Source organism: Parasediminibacterium sp. HNIBRBA5674, from assembly GCF_056745525.1.
The window spans coordinates 13,267-37,413 of the sequence record NZ_JBQWIE010000007.1 but is presented as its reverse complement, the minus strand read 5'-3'; the positions used below and the strand labels follow the sequence as shown (position 1 = coordinate 37,413).

The 24,147-nt window shown below is 38.0% G+C and carries 16 protein-coding genes; 8 read left to right on the top strand and 8 right to left on the bottom strand.

The window, feature by feature from the left end; all coding sequences use genetic code 11:
- The first annotated feature begins 13 nt into the window (after positions 1-13).
- The 4 genes from ACT9TX_RS05115 to ACT9TX_RS05100 all read left to right on the top strand — a co-directional run bounded on the left by ACT9TX_RS05115 (position 14) and on the right by ACT9TX_RS05100 (position 6,994).
- Positions 14-2,266: a DUF5682 family protein gene (locus ACT9TX_RS05115; RefSeq protein WP_481337149.1), complete on the top strand. Its 2,253-nt coding sequence runs from the start codon at positions 14-16 to the stop codon at positions 2,264-2,266.
- 88 nt (positions 2,267-2,354) lie between these two features.
- Positions 2,355-3,497: a vWA domain-containing protein gene (locus ACT9TX_RS05110; protein ID WP_481337148.1), complete on the top strand. Its 1,143-nt coding sequence runs from the start codon at positions 2,355-2,357 to the stop codon at positions 3,495-3,497.
- A 195-nt stretch (positions 3,498-3,692) separates the two neighbouring features.
- Positions 3,693-5,780, top strand: a complete 2,088-nt coding sequence (gene pta / locus ACT9TX_RS05105; protein ID WP_481337147.1) for a phosphate acetyltransferase — start codon at positions 3,693-3,695, stop codon at positions 5,778-5,780.
- Positions 5,781-5,797: 17 nt separating this feature from the next.
- The gene (locus ACT9TX_RS05100) at positions 5,798-6,994 is read left to right on the top strand and encodes an acetate/propionate family kinase (RefSeq protein ID WP_481337146.1); all 1,197 of its coding nucleotides are present in this window, start codon (positions 5,798-5,800) and stop codon (positions 6,992-6,994) included.
- A gap of 815 nt (positions 6,995-7,809) precedes the next feature.
- Here the strand turns inward: ACT9TX_RS05100 and ACT9TX_RS05095 are convergent.
- The 4 genes from ACT9TX_RS05095 to ACT9TX_RS05080 all read right to left on the bottom strand — a co-directional run bounded on the left by ACT9TX_RS05095 (position 7,810) and on the right by ACT9TX_RS05080 (position 10,334).
- A complete protein-coding gene (locus tag ACT9TX_RS05095) occupies positions 7,810-8,562 on the bottom strand; it encodes a DUF6261 family protein (RefSeq protein WP_481337145.1) in 753 nt (250 codons plus the stop codon).
- 549 nt (positions 8,563-9,111) lie between these two features.
- The gene (locus ACT9TX_RS05090) at positions 9,112-9,444 is read right to left on the bottom strand and encodes a DUF2442 domain-containing protein (RefSeq protein WP_481337144.1); all 333 of its coding nucleotides are present in this window, start codon (positions 9,442-9,444) and stop codon (positions 9,112-9,114) included.
- Positions 9,425-9,664: a DUF4160 domain-containing protein gene (locus ACT9TX_RS05085; protein WP_481337143.1), complete on the bottom strand. Its 240-nt coding sequence runs from the start codon at positions 9,662-9,664 to the stop codon at positions 9,425-9,427. Before ACT9TX_RS05085 ends, ACT9TX_RS05090 begins: the two co-directional genes overlap by 20 nt.
- 169 nt (positions 9,665-9,833) lie before the next feature.
- Complete coding sequence (locus ACT9TX_RS05080; RefSeq protein WP_481337142.1) at positions 9,834-10,334, bottom strand: hypothetical protein; 501 nt, start codon at positions 10,332-10,334, stop codon at positions 9,834-9,836.
- Positions 10,335-10,530: 196 nt separating this feature from the next.
- Between ACT9TX_RS05080 and ACT9TX_RS05075 the strand changes: the two genes are divergently transcribed.
- From ACT9TX_RS05075 to ACT9TX_RS05065, 3 genes are all read left to right on the top strand, one after another.
- Complete coding sequence (locus ACT9TX_RS05075; protein WP_481337141.1) at positions 10,531-10,974, top strand: hypothetical protein; 444 nt, start codon at positions 10,531-10,533, stop codon at positions 10,972-10,974.
- Positions 10,975-11,050: 76 nt separating this feature from the next.
- A complete protein-coding gene (locus tag ACT9TX_RS05070; RefSeq protein ID WP_481337140.1) occupies positions 11,051-11,800 on the top strand; it encodes a hypothetical protein in 750 nt (249 codons plus the stop codon).
- A gap of 231 nt (positions 11,801-12,031) precedes the next feature.
- A complete protein-coding gene (locus tag ACT9TX_RS05065; RefSeq protein ID WP_481337139.1) occupies positions 12,032-13,072 on the top strand; it encodes a hypothetical protein in 1,041 nt (346 codons plus the stop codon).
- A 279-nt stretch (positions 13,073-13,351) separates the two neighbouring features.
- On the opposite strand, the gene ACT9TX_RS05060 is transcribed toward ACT9TX_RS05065, so the two are convergent.
- The gene (locus tag ACT9TX_RS05060; protein ID WP_481337137.1) at positions 13,352-18,913 is read right to left on the bottom strand and encodes an alpha-2-macroglobulin family protein; all 5,562 of its coding nucleotides are present in this window, start codon (positions 18,911-18,913) and stop codon (positions 13,352-13,354) included.
- 115 nt (positions 18,914-19,028) lie between these two features.
- A complete protein-coding gene (locus tag ACT9TX_RS05055) occupies positions 19,029-19,520 on the bottom strand; it encodes an Lrp/AsnC family transcriptional regulator (protein WP_481337136.1) in 492 nt (163 codons plus the stop codon).
- A 326-nt stretch (positions 19,521-19,846) separates the two neighbouring features.
- Between ACT9TX_RS05055 and ACT9TX_RS05050 the strand changes: the two genes are divergently transcribed.
- The gene (locus ACT9TX_RS05050) at positions 19,847-20,011 is read left to right on the top strand and encodes a hypothetical protein (protein WP_481337135.1); all 165 of its coding nucleotides are present in this window, start codon (positions 19,847-19,849) and stop codon (positions 20,009-20,011) included.
- Positions 20,012-20,071: 60 nt separating this feature from the next.
- On the opposite strand, the gene ACT9TX_RS05045 is transcribed toward ACT9TX_RS05050, so the two are convergent.
- Entirely contained in the window at positions 20,072-20,518 is a 447-nt protein-coding gene (locus ACT9TX_RS05045; RefSeq protein ID WP_481337134.1) for a hypothetical protein, read from the bottom strand.
- A gap of 342 nt (positions 20,519-20,860) precedes the next feature.
- Complete coding sequence (infB, locus tag ACT9TX_RS05040) at positions 20,861-23,992, bottom strand: translation initiation factor IF-2 (protein ID WP_481337133.1); 3,132 nt, start codon at positions 23,990-23,992, stop codon at positions 20,861-20,863.
- Positions 23,993-24,147 lie beyond the last annotated feature (155 nt).

The window sequence follows — 24,147 nt, the reverse complement described above, 5'->3', positions numbered from 1 at the left end:
AGGGGTTAGGGGTATGGGAGTTAATATTTTAGGAATTCGTCACCACGGCCCAGGTTCTGCTAGAAATGTAAAAGCATTTTTAGAAAACCTGCAACCAGATATTGTATTGGTAGAAGGTCCGCCAGAAGCAGATGCTTTATTGCAATATGCTACACATACTGAGCTTGTGCCGCCAGTAGCAATACTAGCCTACCAAACAGATAATATTCAACAATCTGTTTACTATCCTTTTGCAGAATTTTCACCCGAGTGGCAGGCCATTCAATATGCTCGAAAAGCCAATATTCATATACGTTTTATGGATTTGCCATTAACGCATTGGCTAGCCATCAAAGATGAAAAGGCAGCAGTAAGTATTGAGCAGCAAGAAGATATTTCAGAAGTAAATAATGATGTCTTTTTAGTAGAAGAAGTTAATTCCTTGCCTACTAAAAGCCCCATACAATACCTAGCAGAAGCAGATGGTTTTGTAGACGAAGAACGGTGGTGGGAAACAATGTTTGAGCATCGCTTAAACAACGAAGAAGTATTTACAGCCATTAACGAAGCCATGCAAGCTTTACGAGAAAGCTTCCCTAAACAACATGACAAAGAAGAGCAATTACGAGAGGCGTGGATGCGTAAAATGATTCGTCAGGCAGAGAAAGAAATGTTTCAAAATATTGCAGTGATATGTGGTGCTTGGCATGGCCCTGCATTAACCAATATGCCTAAAGCAAAAGAAGATAACGACTTATTGAAGGGCTTACCAAAAACTAAAATAGAATGTACTTGGATACCTTGGACCTACGATAGATTAAGCCTCTACAGTGGCTATGGTGCAGGTATCGAATCACCCGGTTGGTACCACCATGTATGGCAGCACCCTACCGATGATGGCACTTTGTGGATGGCCAATGTAGCAGCACTATTTCGCAAAAATGGCATGGATACTTCTGTGGCTCATGTCATAGAATCAGTTCGCTTATCAGAATCTTTAGCAGCTTTACGAAACTTGCCTAAAGCAGGTTTACCCGAGCTAAACGAAGCCACATTAAGTGTGCTTTGCAATGGCGAATCTTTAATGATGCAACTCATTAACAAAGAGCTCATCGTAAGCAATCGCATAGGTACGGTGCCAGAAGAAATTCCTAAGCCGCCGCTTCAAGTAAACATCGAGAAAATACAGAAAAGCCTTCGCTTACCGGCTACTGCTGACTTTAAAGACTACATGTTAGACTTGCGTAAAGAGAACGATTTAGAACGTAGTATTTTCTTACATCGTTTGCAACTGTTAGGCATCAATTGGGGTAGCAAAAGCCATGTAAGTGGCAAGGGTACTTTTAAAGAGCAATGGCGCTTACAGTGGGATCCTTCATTTATTATCAACATTATAGAGAAAGGCGTTTGGGGCAATACACTAGAAGAAGCAAGTAACGCTTGGCTCATTCATCAGTGCGGGCAAGAAACTGCTTTACAGCAAATTGCAACGCTGCTACAGCAGGTTATTCCAGCCGATTTATCCAATGCTGCACAAGCTATTGCACAGCGCATTCAAGATGTTGCTGCCGCCACCAACGATATCATTCAACTAGTGGCTGTATTGCCAGGTTTAGCAGGCATTATGCGCTATGGCAATGTGCGTAAAACCGATGCAGAAATGGTGCGCCATATTGTTGAAAGCATGATTACCCGTGTTTGCATCGGCCTGCCTATCGCCTGCTGTGGTATAGACGAAGCAACTGCTAATAAACTCACAGAAGATTGTGCTAGCATTAACCATAGTATTCAAATTTTACAAGAAAAAGAATACCTAAACGAGTGGCACCAATGCTTAATGAAAGTGGCGTACTTAAACAATGCAGCACCTATGACACGTGGCTTTGCAGCAAGGCAACTCATGGATATTAAAGCCCTAACAAATGAACCACTGCATCAATTATTCTACAGCAGTTTAAGCAAAGCCTTACCTGTTGCAGATACTGCTGCGTGGCTTGAGGGCTTTTTAAAAGGTGGTGGTACGTTGTTATTAATAGATGAAAACTTATGGTTGATTGTGAATGATTGGGTACAACAATTGGATGAAGAAAGTTTTATACAAGCCTTACCACTCATGCGAAGAACCTTCAGCAACTTCACACAAGCAGAAAGAAAAAAGCTAGGTGAAAAAGCAAAACATGGTGGTAAAAATGCATTGTTACTGCCACAGTTAGCATCCAATTTCAACAAGGATAGAGCCATTAAAAGTATACCTGTAATTATGGATTTATTGGGTTACCAACTGTAGTATTACTATGATGCTTTTGTTGCGTCGCACACTTGTACGTTCGGTTCATTGTGCAGCTTTTATCGCAGCGTATTTAAAAAATGAGATTATGAACAAAGAAGAAAATATTCGTCGTTGGCGATTGCTACTTGGCTCGCAACAAAATGATGGCACAGGTTACCAACTTAACCTTCAAGACCAGCAAATGGATAACACACTTGGCGCCTTGTACGATAGCGATAAGCAAGGTGGCCTTGGTTCTTCATCACCCAACATTAATCGTTGGCTAGGCGATATACGTTCATTTTTTCCTAACACAGTGGTGCAAGTAATGCAGCGTGATGCCTTGGAAAGATTACATCTTACACAAATGCTGTTTGAAAAAGAGATGCTAGAAAATGTAACGCCAGATGTGCATTTAGTAGCAACCTTAATGACGCTTAGTCGTGTAATACCAGATAAAACAAAAGATACCGCAAGGCAAGTAGTGCGAAAAGTGGTAGATGAACTGCTGCGTAAGCTAGCTCAGCCCATGCAACAAGCCGTTATCGGTAGCCTTAATAGAAGCGCTAGAAATCGTAGACCAAGGCACAATGAAATTAACTGGCATAGCACGATTTTAAAGAATCTCAAACATTATCAGCCAGACTATAAAACCATTATTCCTGAAGTAAAAATTGGTTATGGTCGTAAGCGTTCATCACTTAAAGATGTGGTGCTATGTTTAGACCAAAGTGGCTCTATGGGTACATCAGTTGTTTACTCAGGCATCTTTGGTTCGGTTATGGCTTCTATACCTGCTATTAAAACCAAAATGATAGTGTTTGATACAGCCGTGGTAGACCTTACAGAAGAATTAGATGACCCTGTAGACTTACTATTTGGTGTGCAACTAGGCGGTGGTACCGATATTAATGCAGCCCTTACATACTGCAAGCAAATTATCACAAGGCCGCTAGATACGGTGCTTGTATTGATCACCGATTTGTACGAAGGTGGTAATGAAAACGAGATGCGTAAAAGAGCAGTAGAGCTAACAGCAGCAGGTGTAAAAGTGATTGTATTGCTTGCCCTTAACGATGATGGTGCACCAGCTTACGACCATAGCAATGCACAGTTTTTAGCCACATTAGGCATTCCTGTTTTTTTTGCCTGCTCACCTGATAAATTTCCCGACCTAATGGCACAAGCGCTTAGTAAGCAAGACATAGCTGTATGGGCCGCTAAGGAAGATTTAATGATGAAGAAATAATTTTTTAAATCCTCTGAAAGCCTCAGCTCAGCGAATTTTGAAGGTATGTGGCTAGCAAAACAACTAACTTACTGCAATACTTGTTTTATGAGCAAAAAAGGTAACAAAAATGACTTGCGTCATTTTTATACTGCTCACTAAAGCTAAGTTTTGCACTTTGGTAGAACCTATTTATCAAAAGCAAACAACTGATATATGACAAGAGGCGTTTTTATTGCCACTACCGATACAGATAGCGGCAAATCACTAATAGCTATTGGATTGATGAACAAGCTACGTGGTCACTACAAAAATGTAGCGTACTTCAAGCCTATTGTAAAGCATTACCCTAACCAATCTGTTAATAGCCACATAGATACCATTACCTCTTACTTCGGCTTAGAAGATAAGAAGTCTGATATGTTTGCTTTTACAAGAGATGAAGTGATGCGCCTACGCAGCGAGGGCAACGAATCTAAAATCATTGATACCATTATTGCCAAATACAAAAAGCTAGAAGACACTCACGACTTTGTAATTGTTGAAGGCACCGATTTTGAAACCGAAGGCAACACGTTTGAGCTAAAGATAAATGTAGAGATAGCTAAGAACCTTGGCATTCCTGCTATCTTAGTGATTAATGGCGACAATAGATCCATTGACGAAGCGGTAGACTACATGCTTACCTCTGTTAATAGTTTTGCCATTAGCGAGGTGCAAGTGCTAGCATCTATCATTAACAAAGCCAACGAAAAAGATATTGATACCATCAAGCAAATATGCAAAGTGCGCCTACCTAAAGAAATTCTGTTTTCTTGTATCCCTTACCACAAAGGCCTTAGCAGCCCTACAATGAAGGAGATTACAGAATCTGTTGGTGGCAACTTCTTATTTGGTAAAGACTATGGTGATAATCTAGTAAGCAAGTATATAGTAGGTGCTATGCAATTACGCAATCTTTTACCACGCTTAGAAGACAATACTTTAATAGTTACACCAGGCGATAGAGGCGATATTATTTTAGCGGCATTGCAAGCCAATTTGTCTAAAAACTACCCACGTGTTGCAGGCATGATTTTAACAGGTGGCCTGCTACCAGAAGAGCCTATTATCAAGCTAATAGAAGGCTTAGAAAATGTATTTCCTATTGTATGGGTTACTACAGGCACGTTCGATACGGTGGCCAAAGTAAGTACCACCAAATCGCACATTTATGCCGATAATAAAAACAAAATAGAAACTGCCATTACCGAGTTTGAAAAACATGTAGATGTATCAAGCATCGAAGCTCGTATAGAAGCTTTTGTGCCAGAAGGTATTACACCACACATGTTTCAGTACCAGCTGTTTAAGCGTGCTGTGTCTATCAAAAAGCACATTGTATTGCCAGAAGGCGATGATGATAGAATTATTATTGCTGCATCTCGGTTAATCAATCAAGGCATTGTAAACCTTACCATTCTTGGTGTTGCAGCAGATATTCAGTCAGCTGTTACAAGGCTCAATCTTAATTTCGATTTAAGTAAGGTTACTATTGTAGATCCTAAAAACAGTAAACGTTTTGAAGACTATGTACACACCTTGTACGAGCTACGCAAAAGCAAAAATGTAACGCTAGATATGGCACGAGATTTAATGACAGATGTGTCTTATTTCGGCACTATGATGGTGTACTTAGGCGAGGCAGATGGCATGGTATCAGGTGCTAATCATACCACACAACATACCATTAGGCCAGCCTTACAATTTGTAAAAACCAAGCCCGGTGTATCTACCGTGTCTTCGGTATTCTTTATGTGCTTGCCAGATAGAGTAAGTGTTTTTGGCGATTGTGCCGTAAACCCTAATCCTACTTCTGCACAGCTTGCTGAAATAGCTATTACCTCTGCCGAAAGCAGTAAAATGTTTGGTATAGAGCCTAAAATAGCCATGCTATCTTATTCATCTGGCAGTAGCGGTCAAGGTGAAGAAGTAGAAAAAGTAAGGGCTGCAACCGAAATTGTAAAACTTCAAAGACCAGACTTAGCCATTGAAGGCCCTATACAATACGATGCTGCGGTAGACCCTGTTGTTGGTAAGCAAAAACTACCAAACTCAGCAGTAGCTGGCCAAGCTAGTGTATTAATTTTCCCAGACTTAAATACTGGTAACAACACTTACAAAGCTGTACAGCGAGAAACAGGTGCTATTGCCATAGGCCCTATGTTACAAGGCCTTAACAAACCAGTAAACGATTTAAGTAGAGGCTGCACAGTGGATGATATTTTCAACACAGTAGTTATCACAGCTATTCAGGCACAATAAACAAAACTATCTAGCGTATGAAGGTTCTAGTTATCAATTCAGGCAGTAGCTCTATCAAGTATCAGCTATTTAGTATGCCGCAAGCTACCGTTATCTGTACTGGTTTGGTAGAGCGCATTGGTTTAAACAATGCCGTATTAACTTACAAATATTTACGAGGCAATGCTTTTGAAGAATACCAGTTTACAGGCGATATTGCCAACCATACTGAAGGCTTAAAAGCTGTTGCTGATTTATTAACCGATGCTGATAAAGGCGTTATCACTAGCCCTTCAGAAATAGATGTGGTAGGCCATAGAGTGGTACATGGTGGTGCCAATTTTGTAAGCACCGCTTTAATTACACAAGCCGTTAAAGATAAAATTCGCTACCTTTTTTCGCTAAGCCCTTTACACAATCCTGCCCACATGTTGGGTATAGAAGTGGCAGAGCAAGTATTTGCTACAGCTAAGCAAGTGGCGGTGTTCGATACTGCTTTTCATCAAACCATGCCAGCAGTGGCTTACCGCATGGCAGTACCAAAAGAACTGTACGAAAAAGACAAAGTTCGCAACTATGGCTTTCATGGTACTAGCCACAAATATGTGAGCGAGCAAGTAGCTAAGCACTACAATAATCCTAACCTAAAAATCATTTCATTACACCTTGGTAATGGTTGCAGTATCACGGCTATTGCCAATGGAAAATGTATAGATACATCAATGGGTTTAGGTCCTATGAATGGTTTGGTAATGGGTACAAGAGTGGGCGATATTGACCAAACTGTCATTTTCTACATGGTTAATGAACTTGGTTATACCTTGCAGCAAGTCAACGATATACTTAACAAAAAAAGCGGTTTGCTTGGCCTTGCTGGCGTAAGCGATATGCGAGACTTACAAGCCCTAATACAAAAAGGCGATGCCGATGCCATGCTAGCACATCAAATATTTGTGTACAAGGCTAAGAAGTTTATTGGTAGCTATATAGCAGCACTTAATGGTGTAGATGTATTGTTGTTTACAGGTGGCATTGGCGAAAACGATGTGTACACCAGAGGCAAAATCTGCGAAAACCTAGAAGGCCTCAACATTCATTTAGACACAGATAAAAACAGCATTAGAACCAGCAGTATAAGAGAAATTCAAGCCGATAACGCCACTGTTAAAATACTAGTAGTACCTACCAACGAAGAAAAAGAAATAGCCACACAGTGCTACACTTTGTGCAAATAATCTAATCATATTTATTGGGTTACTACACGCTATAATTACGATTATTAGCGTGTAGTTTTTTATGTCACCATCGCTAGTACTACTATGTTACTGCATAGGCGTATTTTGAAAGTTGATTTCGTTGTATTTTTAAATTTATTTATTGAATATAGGTTGCCAAGAATAATATGACGAAGAATTAGATCATTACTCTCTTGTTCAAATAGTACATGAATTTTAGACTTTTTCGCTCTAGAAATTGATAAAGTAACTCTTTTACTGGCTTATCACATTCTCTAATTTTTACGATGGGTAGCTTTGAATGAAATCTATCTCAAGTTTGAAACTTCATTATTAAACTAATAATTAACCACAGTGATTTTCAATTTGTTTATTCCACCAATCACTGTAGAAATAATATGATTTTCACCATCAAAATGATTTTAAACAGGCTCTTATTCATTTCTGATTGTTTTGGTATTAATAAACTTATTCTGCTTCTACTACTATCCATTTACACTTATGCCACCGCTGAAGGTACTGCTTACTAGCGCAAGTTTTTTGTGCTAAACCTTACTTATTTATAACCTCGGTATCTATGAAAAAACAAGTAACTCGCTAGCACGGGTAGGCTATGCTGCTATGCTATGCTACATACCTGTACGAGCCGAGGCAGATAATTGTTGTATGTAAGTTTTAATTTTTCTCAATGGGTTGTTTAAGTTTAGTAGCCTGTAACCAATAAATTGCTAGCAGCTTTTACAGAACAATGTAGGTATTTGTTGGTAACAAAAAAGCCACCCTCTTAGGTGGCTATTATTCGTTCAATTGATTGTTTATGCTTTTGGTGGTGTTACAGGCGCTGCTGCTTTTGCTTGCCTTTGTGTAAGTAACAAATTGTACTTGTCTAGTACACCATTAATGCTGTTTTCTAAAGCCGTATACAATGGTGCTTTTACTGCATCGTCTTCGTATTCTTCTATTTTACCTATCAATACTTTTTGAAACTTAGCCCATGCAGCAATTACATCTGCACGTAAGCTTTTCATTTTTGGTAAAGCATCTTTACTACCGTCTACCGCTGCTCTTTCTGCGTAAGTAGTAGCATACAAAGTATTGGTAGCTTTTAGTTCATTTTTCCATGCGGTAAGGTTAAGTGCTGTAATAGCCGCCGTAAGTTCAGGTGTATTTTCCCACTTATCTATCAGGCTGCTAAGGCTTGCAGTTTCAGATTGAAAGTTAGCATCTACAAGGTCTCTACCGTACACTGCTACACTGTCTATCAACAGTTTGGCATGTGCCTTTACCTCGGGTATCCAACTTTTGTAATAACCATCCATTATAAAACACATACCCATAAATATATCATCTCGGTTGCCATCAAGGTTAAGCAGGATTTGTGTTAATGGATTTTTTAAGCTGAGTTTAAAACCTTCATCTAATGCCAATACGCTGGTATTAAATCCAGCGTACTGCTTTTGTACTAATAAACTGGTAGGGTTAGCCGTAGCAATTACAAATGCTAAATCTTTGCCCTGTTGAATAAACTCAGGATTTCTGAGATAACGGAAGAAGCTTGTGTGTAACATGGTTTAATTTGATTTTATTAGGCGCAAGTTTAATTTAATTTTCTGAGACTATCAAAATTTGCAGTAAATATTTAACAATATGTATTACAAGTTTAAAGATGACCGTATAATAATTAGTTGCTAGCCCCACGGAAAAACCGTGAACCGAGTAACACTTGTTGCTAGCCCCACGGAAAAACCGTGAATAGAGTAACACTTGTTGCTAGCCCCACGGAAAAACCGTGAACCGAGTAACGCTTGTTGCTAGCCCCACGGAAAAACCGTGAAGAGAGTAACGCTAGTTGCTAGCCTCACGGAAAAACCGTGAAGAGAGTAACGCTTGTTGCTAGCACCACGGAAAAACCGTGAATAGAGTAACGCTTGTTGCTAGCCTCACGGAAAAACCTTGGCTATAATAACACCCCGGTCTGCGACCACCCCTCTGCTGAGGGGAATTTGTGCGATGGTTTATTCCCCTCGGCGAGAGAGGTCAGGCAGCTTTGCTGACGGGGTGTGAAACTTGGTGCAAAAAATGGCGGGTGAAGACACCCGCCACTAAGAAAAGGTTTTTTATGCTGCATAAGCCGTTTGCATATTTGTTGGTGCATTTCCTACAAAACGCTTTAATGTATCCGTTAAAAAACCTTTGAGGCTTAAATCTTCATCCAAACTGTGCCAATAAATACCCGTACCATTTGCTTGAATAGTATATTGTAATAGTTGCTCTTTAGTAGCCAATTTCAATAATGGATAACTTGATATTTTTTGTTGAAGTACTGCATTGGTATTTAATATAACCAATAATAAATCCAACTCAGGATGAACGTCAATCGTTTTAATACGCAATCCTTCCACGTAAATTAGTCGTTCAATACTATCGTAATTATTTTGAAAAGTAGTCATTCCATCTAGTTTTAAATTGTTCAAAATTTTCTTGTACATGCCACATGATATCTTTTATTTCCTTGTTGTTAAATTCATGCATATAGGCTATTTCAATAGTAGGCTCTAACCATATTTTTCCATCAGCATTACCTTTTGTTACATGCACATGTATAGGCTCGTTGTTCTCGTTGCTATAAAAGAAAAATCGAAAACCATCTATTAGCAATAATGTAGGCATATGAAACAAAAATAAACAACTTAATTATTAGTGCAAAGATGTTTAGTTATCGTATAAAAATTAATTTCTCAACTATTATAAGTTTCTTGGTTGGTGCTATGCATTACTCAGTTTTAAAGCTATTATCTGTGAAAAAACAAGTAACACCTTAGCACAGGTCGGCTAGCACTCATTGCCTTGCTACAGACCTGCGCCAGTGGATAGTATATACCCAATCTACCCCTGTATTACCTAAAACAGCTGCCCCTTCTTCAACCAAAGTACCATCGGCGTTAGAAATATTAACGGTTACACTTGTTACTTTAAAATCGTCGGTAGCAATTATTACTATTTTCTCGCCTACTTTACCTGTGTAGCCCGATAAATCGATACTATCTATTTCGGGGGCTTGTAGCATATCGGCAACGGCTACATTAAATGCACTTTCGCCTACTTCTGCGTCTGCTTCGTACTCGGCTTTGGTTGCAGGATTAGCAATGGCTGATTTACCATATAAAATGGCACGTTGAAACTTTTGTTGGTGCGCTACCTGACCTGCTGTGGGTTCTTTGGTAGATTGCTTAGGTACTTTACTTACGTAAGTTTTACCATTGCGTTGCGAGAACACTAAAATGTTGCCTACTTTACCACTTAGGCCGTGGGTGATGATGTTGTCTTTGGACTGTGCCATAGATGTTTGTATTTAAAGGTGAAAAAATGCTTTATATACGTTCATCGGGGGGTATTGCTAAAATAGGGTTTTATATATTGTAAAATAAAGAACTTGTTGTTAGTTTTATAATATTAAGGAAATTTTAAGGTTTGGTGGGCAAGTGCAAAATGAAAGTGGCGGGTATTTTCACCCGCCACTAAGAAAAATAAAGAAAATGACATACTTCATGCCTCAATCAATCTATTTACTATATATTTGGTTTATGGGTTTTTGTTTTAAAACTATTTTTAAAGCTGTAATAATGAATGAAACTTACCAAAATCTGCTATCTTCTGTCAAGCCAGAAGTTTTTAAAAAACATTTTTTTCGTAGTGTTTGCGCCTTAGAAAATGAATTTTTAGAGTGCGATAAAGAAAATTATTTGGCTATTTTTAAGACTAAGAAATTCAGAGATTGTTATACAACTAACGCAACTGATTCATTTAAAATTAACATTGATACCAAGATACCGTTAGTATATCAGAAGCTTATTTTTAAAACATACCATGCTAGTTTAAATTATTTAATTATTCAAGCTAGATTTGGTTTAGAGCCAGTCGTAATTAATGATTTGGATATGTTATGCCGCATTAATGATAGTTTAATTGAAAAATCTTAGTACCCGCTTCGTCTTTCGCATTATACCTAACAGTTTTCTAAATAGTTTATTAAATTATATTTTTAACTACTCATTTATGTCAAAACTAATACTGTATAAAATCATTTTTATAGCTCTATTATTTCTCTCAATCCCATCTCTTTCTACTTTCTGCCAATCATCTACTAGTGTTTCTAAAAGTTGTGGTAAGTGTGGGCGTTCTGTAAGCCAATATGCTAAAGCAGGTGATAAATGCCCTTATTGTGGTGTAACATGGGGTAAAGAAAATACCTCTAAGTCAACTACCAAATCAGATTATCCTTTAAGCATTCAACCACCTGCTAATGCAAAAATACTTTATGGTGGCGAAGAAACTATCACTGATGATAGTAAAGCTACAAAAACAGAAACTGAAGCATGGATTTTAGAAAAATTAATAAAATGCACTGAAGAAGAATATGTAATAGGTAGTACCTACTATTCGCATGGGAATTACACCCAAAAAAATTACAGTTTTAGTTTCGATAAATACTACCTGATTATAAAGCATGATGATGTACCAAGTAGTAATACACCAAGTATTTTAGCTTCTACAATTACCGATATTATACCAATTTACGATGTAAGTAAAGTTTCTAGCTTTGATGATAACATCGCAATAGAAACATTTAATTCTACTATTCAAAGAAAATTAGTCAATAAAAGCGGTCTTTATACATCTACTAGTAATTTTTTCTCTTTAAAATTCCTATATAATTCAGAAACAGATTTGGTTAAAAGAATTAACAAAGCATTTTTACATTTAAAAAAGTTTTACAGGAAGCCAATTTCTAACGAAGCCTTTTAGCTGTAATATCTAGCTATTAGTAATTTAGTTTACTAAAATACAATTTATGAGAATTAAAGAGTCATACGGCATGTCGATATTAATAGTGTTTGGTGTTCTTTTTATAATTATGGGTATTCTTTTTCTATTTGATACTAAGTCTAGAGATATGTCTTTAAAAGCAATTTTAATGGGCATAGGTATGATTCTAATATCTGTAATACGTAATAGTCAAATTCGCAAATAGCTTATATGGATATTTACTTGAAGAATTTATTGCCCCGTTTAAAAGCATATGGTCAAAAATTAGATAAAATAGAAAGCTTTGTAGATAAAACTTGGGCTAAGTATGATGATACTGTATCATCGTTTCAAACCTACCGTTTTTTACGTAATGGAAAGCTTTTAATAGCCAATTCTGGCTTTGTAAATGAGTTTGATTGGAAATACCTAGCACCCGATAGTCTTTATGTTAAAAACGAAAACTTTAAAGGCCATGATGGTATTATGTATAGGCAAGGTTTTTTGTTAGATGCCTTATTGGTAATGTTTATTGAAGGCAACGAATATAAACCTGTAATTTTTTATAATGAATTAGCTATACCCAATGGTGATGTAGTAGGATATTTACAAAGGCTTTTTATTAAAAAGCATAACTTAAAGAACACACACACAGAAGGGAAGTATTTTTATACAAGCGAGTTCGATACTGGCATAGTTAAAGGTTCTAGAATTTTTGATAACAACTTGGAGGAACTAAATGATAAAATTATCACTATTGGTGATAGTGAATATACAATTAAAAATAATAGAGTTATCTCTGTTAGTACACGTTTCTATTTAAAATCATCGTTAGGTGATATTTCAGTGATTTCGCCAGCAGCAGAAATTGTTGTAAATTCTAAGGTTTTTAGTTTAGAGGGTAAGGCATTGAATGGCAAAGTAAGGATAATAGATAACAACAGCATTTCTTCAATTAAAGTTAAGAATGGTTTAATAGTAAATATTAATACAGTGGGGGATTCTGTTTTTGTAGGTTTCATAATGGTCGTAATTGTACTAATAGGTTACATTTTATACCTTTTCCTTGTATCTGCTAGTAAAGAAGCTTTACAGCCCCAATTAGAAAGTATTACAAATTCTGATTCCTTAAAACTAGCAGATTCTTTAAAATATGTAGACTCTTTAAAAGCAGTTGAACTAATGAATACTCTAGCAGCAGATACTACCAAGAAAGACACCACCATTTTAACTAATGACTTAATAGTAGATTCAATATCTTCTCAACAATAATTTTTGGAAGTAGGTTAGGCATAATTTTTTGCCTTAGTTTCTTTCCATCGATTTGTAAGGTGCAGTGAATAAATATGCCCAGTGAGGGGTAGATTGCTTCGTACCTTACAATGACTGGTGCCTTTTACCTACGCTTCAATAAAAGCCCCACAGCGAAAAGAACGTACAAGTGTGCGACGCAACGATGTTACATAGTAGTACCAAAGCTGGTGACATCAACTAATAAAAAAGGGCAAAAGCAGTTTTATTGCTTTTACCCTTCTTTAAATACTAAGCTTTTTACTCTACAATTTCTACCCATTTACCACTTACGCCACCGCTAATGGTATTGTCGTACATGCCTTCGCAGTACACACCTGGCCAAAAATATTTACCTAGATAAGCAGCGTTTAATTGCACATAATAGGTGAGGGTTTCGCCTGCTTTGATGTTGAAATATTGGTACACTCTATCGTCTCTTATATCCATATAATCGCTAGCAGAAGACTTGAACTGGCCTTCGCTATTGAATAATCTGGTGTTGAGAATTTCCCAACCACTTGGGAAGATTTGCGATAGAGCCATTTGCTGATAGGCACCTCTTGTGCCGGGATTTTTAACGGTAACTTTTGCCACAAAATCGCTACCCTGCTTGAGTTTGCTAATATCAATACTTTGCCCACTAGTGCTGAGATAGTTGACAGATACTACTAGCACATTTGGATTGTTGGTAACAGGTATAGGTGCTGTGCTTACAGGTTTGCCTTCGTTAATAACACGTACATACAACACGTTGCTACCCTTGTTGGCAATTTGAATATTGCCTTTACCATTTTGCCAAGTGATGGCGTTTTGTGCAATGGTGCTGTTGCTACTAATAGTGGTTGATTTACCATTAATACTTGTGGTATAAGACAGCTTTTTACCGCCACTAGTTACGCCACTATATTTTGCAATAGCCAATAAAGCATAGGCGGTGGTTTGTGTGCTGTACCATTGTTCTTGCGATAGTTTGCTGGCTACTGTACGTACTAATTGTTCTGCTTCTGAGCGGCGGCCCATGATGGTGAGTGTTTCTAACACCATGGCTTGGTCACGTACATCGCTACCATAAGTAACGCCAGGAAAAGGCTTAGTAGTAAAGGTGGTAGGCAAACCACTGATTAGCTGTAGTGCTATTTGTTGCTGACTAACCAAGTAGTAAGCTGCCGCCAAGCGCCATTTGCCTTCTGGGGTTAAAAACTTCCATTCTTTTAAGCGGTTCATAGCACCAATTTCTGGTGACTTAGCTAGGGCTAATAAGTATAAACGATAAGCCTGCGTTAAATCAGAGCCATAGTATGGTGCTGTGTTAACGTTCCACGCAAGGGCTTTGTTACGTTCAAATGCTTTCCATTGCTGCAATAAATAAGTTGGTACAACATAGCCTTTGGCAGATGCTTCTAGCAAGAAGTGACCAGCATAGTTTGTGCCCCATTCATCGCTAGCATCTACACCTGGCCAATAACTAAAACCACCATCGTTTTGCTGGAAGTTTTGAATTTTAGCAATAGCTGTGCGAATGTTATTGTCAATGGTTCGTTGACGATCTTCTGGTATATCCATTAATTGGTTTAAAGCTAATTGAGGAAACACCGCAGAAGTCGTTTGTTCAATGCAGCCATGCGGATAATTGATAAGGTAGCCTAATCTTTTTTGCAAGTTAATAGCTGGTATAGCAGATACTTCAAGCGTTGCCTTGCTGCTTTTGTCGTCACCAATCATGCTTGCCAATGTGTTGTAACTAGTGCCAGGTTGTAAGGTTGCTTCAGTAACTTGTGTAACTACAGGGTTAGGATTACGCACATCAATTTCGGTTTCGTACACCGCTTGCTCTTTACCACTACTAGCTATTACTTTTACTTTACCAATGCCTGTATTGGCTTTTACCTTGGCATTAAAATATACTGTTTGCTCGCCTGTTTTAGTAAAGCTGACGGTCTGTGTACCAGCACTTTCAATAAATGGATTGCCTTGTATGCTAAGGCTTACATTCTTGATATTGTTTTCTGTAGCAAAGATGGTAACAGGAATTTTAAACTCTTCTGTAGGCCCAAGTACTCTTGGTAAACTAGCCAACATCATCAAAGGCTTTTTCACGGTAACCGTTTTCTCAGCCATACCATAAGCACCATTACCTGCTGCAATTACCATAGCACGAACGCTACCCATGTATTGCGGCAACGTAAAGTTGTGTGCATGACTACCACCGCTAGTAGTAAATGGCCCAAGAAAGCTCACCACAGGCTTGAAGCGGTTAGCCTTTCTTGTTTTTGAAGCTGCACCATCAGCATCACCACCAATGGTAAGAATGCGTTCAAGTTCGCCGCTCCAAGCGCCAATAACATAATCGTAAACGTCCCAACTTTTTACGCCTAAAGCTTCTTTGGCATAAAAATATTGGTGAGGGTCTGGTGTTTTAAAATGGGTTAAATCTAATAAGCCATCGTCTACTAAAGCAATCACATAGGTCATTGGCTTGCCATTGGTTTCGCTTACGTTGATAGTAGTGTTTTGTTCTGGCCTTATTACGTCAGCCATTTTAATAACTGGCTTTAAAATGGTGTTTTTGTCTTCAACCAAAATAGGCACTACACCATACATTCTTATTGGTAAGTCGTTAATGGTTTGTGCATGTGGCTGTATCAAGCTTACGTTTACGTACACATTTGGTGTCATGTCTTTTTCTACTGTAAACGCATATTTTGTTTGCCCAGCTTCTGTGTTTGTCCAGAAGGTTTTAAGCACTTTACTGCCAGTTTCTATGCTTATTAATGCTTTGCCACCTTTACCTGAAGGAATCGTAAGTGTACATTTTTCACCCACATTGTATTTCTCTTTATCGGTGCTAAAAGACAGCATAGTAGCAGCAGACGCATCATCATTATTACCACGGCTGCGCCAGCCATCATTATCTACATAAAAGGTTTTACCAGTAGTGTGGCCACTTCTTGTGTCTTTCACTAGAATTAAATATCTACCCCAATCATCCTCGTTAAAATTAGCTGTGTAAATGGCTTTCCCATTAGCTGCTGTAATGGTTTGTTTATTGATGAGCTTGTTGTAATTATCTTGGGTAAAATTGCTTAGGCCTTCACCACTGTTATCCCACCACCAGCGCCATTGAATTTTATAAAGGGTTACTTCTAAGTTAGTAGCACCATTGGTAGGCTGACCATCTGTATTTACATCTACAATATCGAAGCGTTGTTGTTTACCACTTTCTATGTAGCCCCAGTTGTCTTTACTTTGTGGTACATGAACACCTGCGTAAGAAGTATAAGGATGATAAGGCAGCGCAATATTATCAATACTAAAATTACCACCGGGTTCAAACACTTTTACGACTAAGTTGGCCAATAACATACCGGGTGCATCTGTACCTGCTTCAAATGAAGGACTTACCGCTGCTGTACCTTCAGCGTTTAAGCTGCCATCAAAAATAGTTTTGCTTTGTGTAGTAAATGCTGTGGTAGGATTGTCAAATACATAGTCTTTAAACTTATCGAACGTGGTTGTTTTTTTATACAACTGCGCATCTACTTTGGCTTTTAAGTTCTGTGCTTTTGCACCAAATAGCCAAGCTGCTGATAGTGTGCCTGTGGTAGTGGTATTTTTACCAAGCGCAGTAAGGCCATTGAAGTTTAAGTTGATTTTTAAACGGTTTGGCATTACCGTTTCTATCTTCAATTTTTTATCGAAAGTGGCAGCACCAACTTTTACTTTGCAGGTCCAGTTGCCTGTTGGTGCATCCGCATCTGTAGCCATCTTAAACACATTAAAACCACCTTCTGCATTGGGTTTTACAATGCGTTTATACAATTGTCCTCTTGGTGAGATGAGTTGTAATTCTATCGGGTGGTCTTTTGGTAATTTGTTGGTTTTATCTTCAATAATGCAGCTTAAAAACAAGCTGTCGCCTGGGCGCCAAACACCACGTTCACCAAATATGAAGCCCTTAATGCCATTCTTAATTTCTGCGCCAGCCACATCAAATTTTGATAGCATTAACGAGCTGCCATCATCTAGTTTTAGATAGCTTTTTTCGGTGCCTTTTTTTGCAATTAATAAAAACGGTTTGCGTTTAAGGTCAACGATAGCGATGCCTTCAGCATTTGTTTTTGCCTTGCCAATAACTTGTTGCTGATAGTCTAGCACTTGCAGTTCTACATCTTGCATTGGGTCGGTAGTAATAATATTATTTACCGCAACAAACAAGCTATTGTCATTACCACGTTTTGCGGTTAAGCCAATATTGGTAGATAGGATATTTCTGCTTGCAAAACGTTCGCTATTATAATAACCCTTGCTGCAAGGATTATTGCGTTGTTCCCAATTATAGCCATAAGGATAGCTATCAGAATAGCGTCGCCAAAACTCATCATCATCGTCTACTTGGCCATCTTCATTATCATAATAGTTTTCTGCCTCTTCATCATCTTTTGCCTTTTCAGTAGTAGCACAAGCGTATAAAGAATATTCTGGTCTAAACGCAATATGGATGCGGTAAATAGCGCCTGGCTCTGTATGAATGTATTTATCTAAATTTAGCGAGAATCTATTTTTCTTGTGCAGATTCATGCTCTTGTCTTCATCTAATTTTACAGTAGCTTGTACAATAGGTTTGGCTACTTTTCTTAGCTCGTAACCTTCGCCATCCAGCTTATTGCTTTGTAAAAATTGTGCAATGTTGTTCTCGTAAATTTTAATGATAGAGATGTCAACAGCTTTAAGGTTTATGGCATCAAATGGCAACACAATTTTACCGCCACTATTAGGCAATATCACGCCTTTGCCTGCAATACTTACAGAAGGTAGCCTGTTCTCGTAAAACACATTGGCTGTATAGCCTTTGGCTAATTTGTCTTCCCATTGATTTTGTATGCCTTCGCTAATTGATACAGTATAATTACCATCTAACTTTACAGGCGCATACACTTTTACTTCGCTACCTAAAATGGTATAGCTTAAAGCTTCTTGCCCACTAATGCCAATTAAACCTTCCAATGATTGTGCAATAGACAACGGATCGCTAAATTGTACCAAAGCATATTGTTCGTCATCTTGTATTACACGTACATCCAACACTTTAAAATCACCAATGGCTGGAATGACAATGTCTTTGCTATCTTTTAAAGTAATGTTGAGTGGTTGACCATCCCAACTAAGCGACAATGTTTGTGCAATGGTAGTTCTAGCAATGTTTTCAACTACAAATGCATGGGTTTTATTGGCCTCATTATGTTGCCATGTAATTTTCTGATTACTACCATTAATATTGGCTCGTAATAGTTGTTCAACTACTGCACTTGTTTCTACATCAGCAGTAGTAAGTTGGCCTGTAAGTGTCATCGAATTTTTACCACTTGCCTTCAAGCCATAGTCTTCAACTTGAAATGATGGGTTAATGGTTTCTACATTAAACTTAAAGGTGCTGTAGCGGTTAGGTACATCAATTACATTGTCCAATTCAAATGCTACTTCATACAATGTATTTACACTCAAATCCTTGTCAGGCTTAAATTCTATGGTTCTAGCGTCTATCCAATAGGCTTTACCTTCTACCGATGGTGAGAATGAAAAAAGCTTCTTGTTAATAGGCTCGTTTACTGTATGTGTTACACTAGCATCTGTAGCAAGTTGAATGCGAATAGCACCTTTTTTAGAGACAGTACCAGATGTGTAAGCCTCTATGTACTTGCTAAATGCGGGGTCAATTTGTACAAGTTTTTTAGAGCGATGACAAGCGGTTGTGAAAACAATAGCTGCAAGCAAAATGTACCAACTTAATCTATTAAGTGGCAGTTGGGTGTGGGCTTCCATAAATGTAGTTTGACTTTGTAATTGAGGTGAGGTTTTGAGGAGTTAAGTTATGGAATTATTTCTCATATTACAAAGGCAAATATTTGTTAAAAGCTAAAAAAGTTTTTTTAGTTTTTTAATGATCTAGCAAGCCAAGTTCTGGTTGAGCGTATTTATATACCTTAAAGTAAATGGTGGTTTTCGTTTGAAAAATGCCCTCTATTTTAGAGATTTCATTAATAAAATGCTCAAGGTGGTCGTTATCTGTACACATTACTTCTACACCAAGGTCATAATCGCCCGAGGTACCCGCCAAAAAACTTACTTCTGGCATAGCAGCAATGGTTTGAGCAATTTGTTCTTTTAATGTTGTGGGCCTAATATATACCGCAATATGTGCATAGCATCTAAAACCAACTTTTGCTGGGTCCACTCTACCTGTAATGTTTATCACTTTTTCTTCAAGCAATCTGTTAAACCTTGTACGAATTGTTCCAATAGATACATCTAGCTTTTCTGCAATTACTGTAAACGATGTTCTACCGTCTGTTTGCAAGTAATTCAAAATGGCAAAATCCATCTCATCTAAGTGTATATCAGATTTTAGTTTTGGTCTATTTTTTTCCATAGCTAGTTTTATACGAGGTAGTAAATATATACAAATTCACCGCTTCACTTTTTATAAATATCTGGCTATTTTATAAAAAGACTGTAATACTTATTGCTTATTTTAAAACTAATGCACTAAATCTAGTCTTTTTTAAATCTTCTAGTCGTTATATATGCCAATAAATCATCTATTCTTAGCTATTGCTATTGTGCTAAAAATAGTAAGTTAACCGAACGAATGAAGTATAAAAAATTAATAATTATGCAGGTGGTCAATTTGTAGATGTTACTCCTAATAAAACAAAACCAGTTATCTAGTCAGTTAATGATGAATTACTATCAGAAATGACATGCTCTACCCATGCTGACTTTGATGCCACTGTGGCTGCTACAATAGCGGCTTTTTCCTGCTTGGGTAAAACGATTATTAAAGAACGTGTGAAAGTATTTTTCAGATACAAAACCTTGCTTGAAAAGCATTTGCAAGAACTGTCAGAATTGTGTAGCTAAGAGAATGGTAAAATTTAAGGTGTAGAGTAAAATTCTTACTATAGCAATTGTTAACCTATTTTAGTACAAGACAGATTGTACTTTATATTTCTCATACACTTCAAAGCTGGCACCGTTGGTAGTTTTCAATGTCCACCAATTTTTATCATCCTGCATTTTAATGTAGTAAGTGGTATTACCTTCAGCATCGGATGTTTCTGTTACGCCAGTAACTTTTTTATCTGCATGTTTCCTTTGCAAGGCAAATAAAATGCTAGTTGGTAATTCTTTTTCTGTGTAGTAACGCATCGAACGAAGAAAATTGCCATCCTTATCAAAGCTTACTCTTGTTTGAATGTTGTTCATTTTAAAATAGGCTGTAGGTTGCTCATTTGTGCCGCCCCATTCTACTTTCGCAATGTTTGGAAAAGCGTTGCCAAATGCTTTTAAAACTTTTTCGTTTGGTTCTGCAAATGATGCAATTGCTAAGGCCATGAAGATTGCCATTAAGGCTGTTACTTTTTTCATAATAATTGAGGTTTGTTGTTTTTAATTTTGATCTTTAACGCACCAAAACTAAAAACGTAACAAGCCTACACAGGAAGATATGGACTAACGGCTGTTAAATATTTGCTAACCGTGTTGTAACATTATTTTTTGCCTAAAAACGGATAAAAACACCCAGTATGTAGAGATAATACAGCACTTATTTTCTACTTTAGGTTGGAATTGCAATGGTTAACCTTTTGTTAAGCAGTAAGAATGGTTTTTGGTGTAGGTGAATTTTATTTCTTGATGCTTTATAAGCAATAAAAAAGGGCTGCTATACTAGCAACCCTTTTCTAAAAAATATCTGTAACTAAGTACTATTTACAAAGTACGTTTTACTTCTTCTTCTTCGTAAGCTACAATAGTATCGTTTACGTTTAAGTCGGCAAAACCTTTTACAGTTAAACCACACTCATAACCATTGTTTACTTCCTTCATGTCGTCTTTAAAGCGTTTTAAGCTGCCCAATTCAGCGAAACCGCCTTCATGTCTTGGGTACACCAAAATACCGTCTCTAAATACACGAATCTTGTGGTCACGTTTAATTTTACCTTCTTGAACATAACAACCTGCAACGGTTGCTTTGTCAAATTTATACACCTCACGTATTTCCACTGTCGCAACTTCTTTCTCTTCAACTTTTGGTTCCAACATACCTTCCATCGCACTTCTAATTTCGTCAATAGCAGTGTAAATGATAGAGTATAATTTCACCTGTACACCTTCGTTTTCAGCTAGTTTATTAGCTTGAGATGAAGGACGCACGTTAAAGCCTACAATAATAGCATCTGAGGCCGCAGCTAATAAAATATCGCTTTCTGAAATTTGACCAACCGCCTTGTGTACAACACGAATGGCAATTTCTTGATTAGATAGTTTTTGTAATGAGTCACTTAATGCCTCTACTGAACCATCCACATCACCTTTAATAATGATATTCAATTCTTTAAAGTTACCAAGTGCCAAACGACGACCGATTTCATCTAAAGTAATGTGTTTTCTAGCACGTAAACCTTGTTCACGAGAAATTTGCGCACGTTTAGTAGCTACTTCTTTTGCTTCAGATTCTTCTTGATATACTTTGAATTTTTCACCAGCTTGTGGTGCACCATTTAAACCTAATATTACTACTGGTGTAGATGGTGGCGCAATGGTAATACGTTGGTTACGCTCATTAAACATCGCTTTTACACGACCGTAGTGCTGACCAGAAACCATCAAGTCGCCCTGACGTAAAGTACCATTTTGTACAAGTATTGTGGCTACATAACCACGACCTTTATCTAAAGATGCCTCGATAATAGAACCGGTAGCTTCTTTTGCAGAGTTAGCTTTTACGTCTAACAATTCGGCTTCTAGTAATATTTTTTCTAGCAATAAATCAACATTTAAACCTTGCTTAGCCGATAATTCTTGGCTTTGGAATTTACCACCCCAACTTTCTACCAAGATATTCATACCAGCTAATTGCTCGTATATTTTTTGAGGGTTTGCGCCATCTCTATCAATCTTATTTACCGCAAAAATCATTGGTACACTGGCTGCTTGCGAGTGACTGATAGCCTCTTTAGTTTGTGGCATCACAGCATCATCAGCAGCAACCACAATTACAGAAATATCGGTAACCTTAGCACCTCTTGCACGCATCGCTGTAAACGCTTCGTGACCAGGTGTATCTAAGAAAGTAATCGCCTTACCATTTGGTAATGTAACCTCGTAGGCACCAATGTGTTGTGTGATACCACCAGCCTCACCTGCAACCACATTCGCATTACGAATATAATCTAGCAATGAGGTTTTACCATGGTCAACGTGACCCATGATCGTTACAATTGGTGGACGACTTTCGTTATCTTCTAGTGCATCTTCTTCATTGTCATCATCCTCATCTATATCATCAACACCTATAAATTCTACTTCAAAGTCAAACTCGCTTGCTACTAATTCAATTACTTCTGCATCGAGGCGTTGGTTAATACTAACCATAATACCTAAGCCCATACATTTTCCAATAACATCTGCAAAGCTTACATCCATTAGGTTGGCTAATTCACTTACAGTAACAAATTCTGTTACTTGTAGCTTATTGTCATCACCACCCATTTCGTTTTGCGCATCAGCAGCTTCTTCGCGTTTTGCACGGCGATATTTAGCTTTCAAGCTCTTACCTCTACCACCGCCACCACTTAGTTTGGCTTGTGTTTCCTTAATTTTATCTTGAATTTCTTTTGCGTCTATTTCCTTATCATCTCTACGAGTAATTGGACGATTGTTACCACCAGTTGGTCTGTTACCGCCACCACCCTGAGGACCACGGTTAAAGCCGCCACCGCCTTGAGGGCCACGATTAAATCCACCACCACCTGCACCACCATTACGGTTATTAGCAGGTACAATTGGTCTACTATTGCCAGTACCTGGTGCTTGAGGTGCTGGTGCCTGACCTTGCCCACCTCTATTAAAGCCACCACCTTGTTGCGGGCCACGATTTTGGAAATTTCCACCTCCGCCTTGCTGACCACCATATGGCTGCGCACCGCCTACGCGTCTGTTATCTACAGGTATGCGTTTGCGAATTTTGCGTTCTTCAGCGCTTAATGGTTTTGGTCTAGTATCGCTATCTACTGGCAATTCAATTTTTCCTAAAATTTTAGGGCCAGTTAGTTTCTCAACTTCAATATTTTCAATTACAGGTGCACTGTCTTCAACAACAACAGGCGCAACTGGTGCTACAATCACTTCTTGTACAGGTGCTTTTACAACTGGTACAGGCTCAGCTATTGGTTTTGATGCTTCCACCACAGGTGCAACCTTTGGTGCTACTTTTTCAACAGTTGGTACTGGTGCACTAACTGGTTCTTCTTTCTTTTTTACACCTTTTTTTGGTCTAGTAGAATTGTCTATAGCAGATAAATCTACCGTACCAAGTATTTTCGGACCCTCTAATTCTGGCGCCTCAATTCTAACAATTTCGTTAGTATCCTCAGGTTCAGTAACTTTTGTTTCTACAACAGGTGCTATTACAGCCACTGGTGGTGGTGCTACCTCTACTTTTGGTGCTTCCACTACTACTGGTGGCGGAGCCACTTCTACTACTGGTGGTGGCGGTGCAGGTGCTACAACTGGTGTAGCTACTGGTTCTTCTTTAGGCGTAACCACTGCAGGTGCTGGTTTTACAGCATCTTTTCTAAAAGAGATTTCTTCCTCATCTCTTCTTTTACGTTCACTTTGTTGGCCCTTAGGTATTTCTACCTGATCAGCTTTGTTTTTAGCTTGCTTATCGCTTTGAAACTCAGCTTGTAAAGCACGATACATGTCTTCAGTAAGCTTAGTTGTAGCAGTAAGGCCATCCTTGTTAAAGCCACGTTTTGCCAAAGCATCTACAAGGGTATCTTGACCCACGTTAAACTCTTTAGCTGCGGCTAATAACCTTGGTAATTTCAGTTCTGACATTCAGTGTTTTTAATTTGTCTTAAGTTTTAAGTTACATACTCTCTTAAAACTATTTTATATTTTTATGAGACCAACTTTAGCACTTTTATGTTGCTTTTGTTGCGTCGCACACTTGTACGTTTTGTTCTTTATTGTGCTACTCTGATAGTTAATTC